The following is a 1,673-nucleotide window of genomic DNA, read 5'->3' as shown; positions in this document are numbered from 1 at the left end:
AACGTGGCCAAGAGTAAGCAGACCACCTCGCGCAAGAAGATGCTGGATAAGCTCAATGTCGAGGAGATCAAGCCATCTACGAGACGCTACCCGGGGATAATCTTCACTCCTGACCGTGAGGTGGGGAATAAGATCCTCACCGTCGAGGATCTGGCGGTGAAGGCTCCCACGATCGATGGATCGGGTGAGGAGCTGCTCTTCTCGCGAGTAAGCTTCAATGTAGAGAAGGATGATAAGGTCGTCTTCCTCTCCCGTGATCCTCGGGCGATGACCGCTTTCTTTGAGATCATCAAAGGGAATCGCGAGCCCCTCGAGGGACACTACGAGTGGGGACAAACGGTTACGTCGGCCTACCTGCCGCTGGAGAATGGGAAGTTCTTCGACTCATCGATGAACCTTGTGGACTGGCTGGCACAATTCTCTGCGGACACTAATGCGGTCTACCTCAAGGGGTATCTCGGTCGTATGCTCTTCCGCGGGGAGGAGCTGGAGAAGCAGGTGAAGGTCCTGAGCGGAGGAGAGAAGATGCGCTGCATGATCGCTCGGATGATGCTCACCAATGCCAATGTCCTGATCCTCGACTCACCCACCAACCACCTGGACCTAGAGAGCATTCAGGCCTTCAATAATACGCTGATCAACTTCCCCGGCAATATCCTTATGGCGAGCCACGACCACCAGTTCATACAGACGGTGGCAAATCGTGTCATTGAGCTAGGCCCTAATGGCATCATCGATAAGCGGTCGGACTTCGATACCTATCTGCAGGACCCAGTCGTGGCGGAGCAGAGGGCAAAAATCTATAGCGAGAGTAAGGCATGATAAATGTAGGAATCGTAGGAAGCGAAGGGTATACGGTCGCGGAGCTATACAGCCTCGTGATCAAGCACCCCGATGTGGATCTGCGGATGATCTACTCTCCGTGGCGAAGCGGAATGAATGTGTCGGAGCTCTATCATGACCTCCATAGCATGCGGACCCTTCGCTTCACCGATGAGGCGGACTTTGAGGGGCTGGATGTCCTCTTTATCTGCCTGCCGAGTGGGATGTCGCGTGCTTTCTTGGAGAATCATCCCATGCCTGAGGGTATTCGCGTAATTGACTTCGGTCATGAGCACCGCCACTCCGTTGATGCGGACAAGACCTTTGTCTATGGTCTGGTCGAGGCATATAAGGATGAGATCGTCGATGCGCAGTATGTCTCTGTCCCCGGCTCTTTTGCTGAGGCAGTAGAGCTTCCGCTCCTTCCTCTGGCGCGGGAGGGCCTCCTTCAGAGTGACCTGCATATCCACTGCGTCTCCGGCAAGACTCAGGCTTTTGCTCGTCCTGAGAAAGATAAGGGTCTATCCTACGAGGCGATCTTTGACCAGATGCACGTCTACTCCCCTTTCTCTCATCACCAGCAGGATGAGATCTACAGGACACTGTCTGACCTGCAGGAGGGAGGGTTCCATCAGAAGATCAGCATGATCCCTATGCGGGGTGGCTTCAATAGAGGAATGTACTCGACGATATACATGAACTCTCCCCTCACCGCTGAGGAGGCAGAAAAAATGTATACTGACTTCTTTGACCCCTCAGCCTTTGTATACATTACGGACGAGTACCCGGATGTGAGAGATACACAGAATACGAATAACACCCTCATCCACCTTGCCAAACTAGATGACAAG

Annotated in this window: 2 protein-coding genes; both read left to right on the top strand. The window is 53.4% G+C overall.

Features of this window, described 5'->3' with window-relative positions:
- On the top strand, positions 1–822 hold an 822-nt coding region (locus tag Q0F21_RS07770), incomplete at its 5' end, for an ATP-binding cassette domain-containing protein (protein ID WP_297238829.1).
- The coding region (locus Q0F21_RS07765) for a hypothetical protein (RefSeq protein ID WP_297238828.1) at positions 819–1,673 on the top strand (855 nt) is incomplete at its 3' end. The genes Q0F21_RS07770 and Q0F21_RS07765, both read left to right, overlap by 4 nt.

The organism is uncultured Porphyromonas sp., assembly GCF_934359325.1.
Lineage (GTDB): Bacteria > Bacteroidota > Bacteroidia > Bacteroidales > Porphyromonadaceae > Porphyromonas_A.
The sequence above is the reverse complement of the archived record's forward strand: the minus strand, read 5'-3'. Positions and strand labels throughout refer to the sequence as shown.